This is a genomic window from Mesorhizobium sp. PL10 (genome assembly GCF_053714315.1).
In genome coordinates, this window is sequence record NZ_JBSKBR010000095.1 from 1 (window position 1) to 3096 (window position 3096).

Genomic DNA, 3096 nt, shown 5'->3' on the forward strand with positions numbered 1-3096 from the left:
GTCCGCGCCGCACCGCCTTACCGTGCAGGATCATCATTTCGAGCGTGACGCCAACAGTGGACGACATGCCGTGCAACACCATGCCGACGCTGTCGCCGACCAGCACCACGTCGCAATGACCGTCGACAAGCTTGGCGCCAGGCGTAGTATAGGCCGTCAAGCAAACAAGGGGCGACTTGCCCTTCCGCGCCGCGATTTCCGGGACGGTCAATGCCTTCGAACCTGCGGTTGCGCTCACCAGGTTTCTCCTTCCCCTGCGTCAGAGGATGGAAGCATGTGCCACATTTTTGTGCAGTTGCGAAGCGGGAATTTGCAGCGCACAATCATTTGCCGACGCCATTCTTGGAGTTTGGCGGGACAGCAATTCTCAGTTCCGCAAGCGTCTCCCTGGCCGCTGACCCCTCAGTCGCTGCATCCGTCCAGTCAGCAACGGTCAAGCGGGCCACCAAGACATTCGCCCGCGCACTTCTCATTGACATTGGCACAACACTGTTTATTCGTTGCGCCTCGAAGCGGACGGCGCTTTCTGTCCGCTTGGTGGATGGCGCTCATTCGTGCGTGATTTGCAAAGCGTCTATCGGCACGTGAGCCGATCCGGTCGCAGCCTACCCGGTAAAAACAAGGAAGCTTGGTGAAAACTATCGTTGTCTGTTCCGGCGGATTGGATTCCGTCACGCTCGCCTACAAGGTCGCAGCCGAAAGAGCCCTCACCCGCCTCGTGTCGTTTGACTACGGTCAGCGCCATAAAAAGGAGCTGGACTTCGCGCGCAGCTGCGCCGTGCGCCTCGGCGTGCCGCACGACGTCGTCGATATCACCGCGGTCGGCCGCCTGCTAACCGGGTCGGCGCTGACCAGCGGCGGCCCGGTCCCCGAGGGGCACTATGCCGAAGACAGCATGCGCGTCACCGTCGTACACAATCGCAACGCAGTCATGCTGGCGGTCGCCTTTGGTGTAGCCGCGGCGGAACAGGCCGATGCCGTGGCGGCAGCGGTCCACGGCGGGGATCATTTCATCTACCCGGACTGCCGCCCGGCTTTTGTCGAAGCCTTCGAGGCCATGCAGCGCCACGCGCTGGACGGACTGGCGAGGATCGCCCTTTACGCGCCGTTCTTGCAAGTGAGCAAAGCCGACATTGTCAGTGAAGGCGCACGACTAGGCGTGCCTTTTGCGGAAACCTGGTCGTGTTACCAGGGCGGCGCTCATCATTGCGGTCGTTGCGGCACCTGCGTCGAGCGGCGCGAGGCCTTTCACCTCGCTGCTCAAAACGATCCAACATCTTACGAAGACCCCGATTACTGGATCGAAGCTTGCCAGGAATACCAGGCAACGCAACGGCAATAGAACGCGCAGTCATGTATACCATCGCCAAACGGTTTGCCTTTTCGGCCTCACATGTGATCGGCGGACTGCCGGCGGAGCATCCTTGCGCGCGGCTGCACGGCCACAACTACGAAGTCGAGGTCGTGTTGCAGTCGGCCGAGCTTGATCCGGTCGGCTTTGTCCGCGATTACCGCGAACTTTCGGAGCTCAAGGCGCTCATCGACAACACCTTGGATCATCGCCACCTCAACGAAGCCCTCGGACATGACCGGACGACTAGCGAGGTCATTGCCAAGTGGCTCTTCGACTGGTGCAGTGAGCGCTGGCCAGAAGTCGCGGCCGTGCGCATCAGCGAGACCCCGAAAACGTGGGCGGAATACCGTCCATGAAGGGGAGTATCCGCATCAGCGAGATCTTCGGCCCGACGGTCCAGGGAGAAGGTCCGTTGATCGGCCGCCCAACTGTATTCGTCCGCACCGGCGGTTGCGATTACCGCTGCAGCTGGTGCGATACCCTTTATGCGGTGCTGCCCGAGTTCCGCGAAGACTGGACGCTGATGACCCCGACCGCGATCCTGAGGGAGGTGGAGCGGCTGTCCAACTCCGCGCGGGTGCTTGTTTCGCTGTCGGGGGGCAATCCTGCACTGCAGCCTCTGGCTCCGCTCGTCGAACAGGGTCACCAGAAAGGTCATACCTTCGCCCTCGAGACCCAAGGCAGTGTTTCGCAGCCTTGGTTTGCCGCGCTCGACTGGCTCGTTCTTAGCCCGAAGCCGCCGTCTTCGGGAATGGCGACCGACTGGCAGCCGCTCGACGATTGTGTCGCGGCGGCAAAGAGCGGAACGCGATGCGTCGTCAAGGTGACTGTGTTTGACGACGACGACTACAGCTACGCGCGGCTAATGGCGAGCCGCTATCCGGTTCTGCCGGTTTATCTGCAGGTCGGCAACCCTGCTCCGCTGATCTCCCATGCGGGCCTTGGCAGCGAACAGGCCGACATCGACGATCTGATGCGGCGCTTCCGCTGGCTTGTCGACAAGGTCACGGCGGATGGTTGGTTCACGGCAACGGTCCTGCCGCAGTTGCATGTGCTGGCCTGGGGTAACAGACGCGGCGTCTGACGGTTTCGTCTTGATTCCCCGGCAGCACGCTTGTCGATTTAGACGGGCCCTTGTTACCCATGTTCACTTGGTCCTTGAGGTGGCGCGGCCAAATCGGGAAAACATTTTCCAGCCCGAAGCCGCAAGGCTTGCAGCAGGACAGACAGAGCCATAACTTTTCCGACGGTGGGATTCGACTTATCACGCAGGCCGTCGTGTGATTTCCGCTTTCCTGTCGGCACGGTCTCTCGATTGTCAAGGACACGTTCGTTGTCGAGCGGAAGCTTTTCGAAAAAGCCTAGCAGCTCGGCTCGACGCAGTTTGCGATTGAAAATCGGCGCGCCCTCGGCGTCGGCGCCATGAATTTGAAAAACGTTCTTGGCCAAATCCACGTCGATGGTGCTAACCTACTTCACGGAACGGCTCCCTTCCTTGTGGCGTTGCTTGCAACGACCACGTTCTAGCACTTAGATGCTGTCGGTAGCGGGCCGTTCCACACCATCAATCTGGGAGAGCGCGCGCTCTCACGTTGATTGCCGCGCCGCACCGAGCGGGCGTGTTAGAAAATGGAGGCCTGTGGACGCGGGTTTTCCTGACCGGTCAGCTTCTCGACAGCTGATTGCGATAGCGTGTCGTTGGCGTCTGACTCAACCATTCGCCGCTGAGGCTTTGATCTGAG

At 60.7% G+C, this 3096-nt stretch carries 4 protein-coding genes and 1 pseudogene; 3 read left to right on the forward strand and 2 right to left on the reverse strand.

The features are described from left to right. A partial coding sequence (locus ACWGTO_RS32945) for a 3-methyl-2-oxobutanoate hydroxymethyltransferase (RefSeq protein WP_454578877.1) occupies window positions 1-238 on the reverse strand: 238 nt, incomplete at its 3' end. 393 nt (window positions 239-631) lie between these two features. Between ACWGTO_RS32945 and queC the strand changes: the two genes are divergently transcribed. Genes queC through queE form a run of 3 tightly spaced genes read left to right on the forward strand, consistent with a single transcriptional unit; the run spans window position 632 to window position 2438 of the window. Then, complete coding sequence (gene queC / locus ACWGTO_RS32950) at window positions 632-1342, forward strand: 7-cyano-7-deazaguanine synthase QueC (RefSeq protein WP_454578878.1); 711 nt, start codon at window positions 632-634, stop codon at window positions 1340-1342. Between the two features lie 11 nt (window positions 1343-1353). Then, the gene (locus tag ACWGTO_RS32955; RefSeq protein ID WP_454578879.1) at window positions 1354-1710 is read left to right on the forward strand and encodes a 6-pyruvoyl trahydropterin synthase family protein; all 357 of its coding nucleotides are present in this window, start codon (window positions 1354-1356) and stop codon (window positions 1708-1710) included. Next, a complete protein-coding gene (gene queE / locus ACWGTO_RS32960) occupies window positions 1707-2438 on the forward strand; it encodes a 7-carboxy-7-deazaguanine synthase QueE (protein ID WP_454578880.1) in 732 nt (243 codons plus the stop codon). The genes ACWGTO_RS32955 and queE overlap by 4 nt, the downstream gene beginning before the upstream one ends. Before the next feature lie 260 nt (window positions 2439-2698). On the opposite strand, the pseudogene ACWGTO_RS32965 reads toward queE, so the two are convergent. Further along, a pseudogene (locus ACWGTO_RS32965) lies at window positions 2699-2815 on the reverse strand (IS110 family transposase); the annotation flags it as partial. Window positions 2816-3096 lie beyond the last annotated feature (281 nt).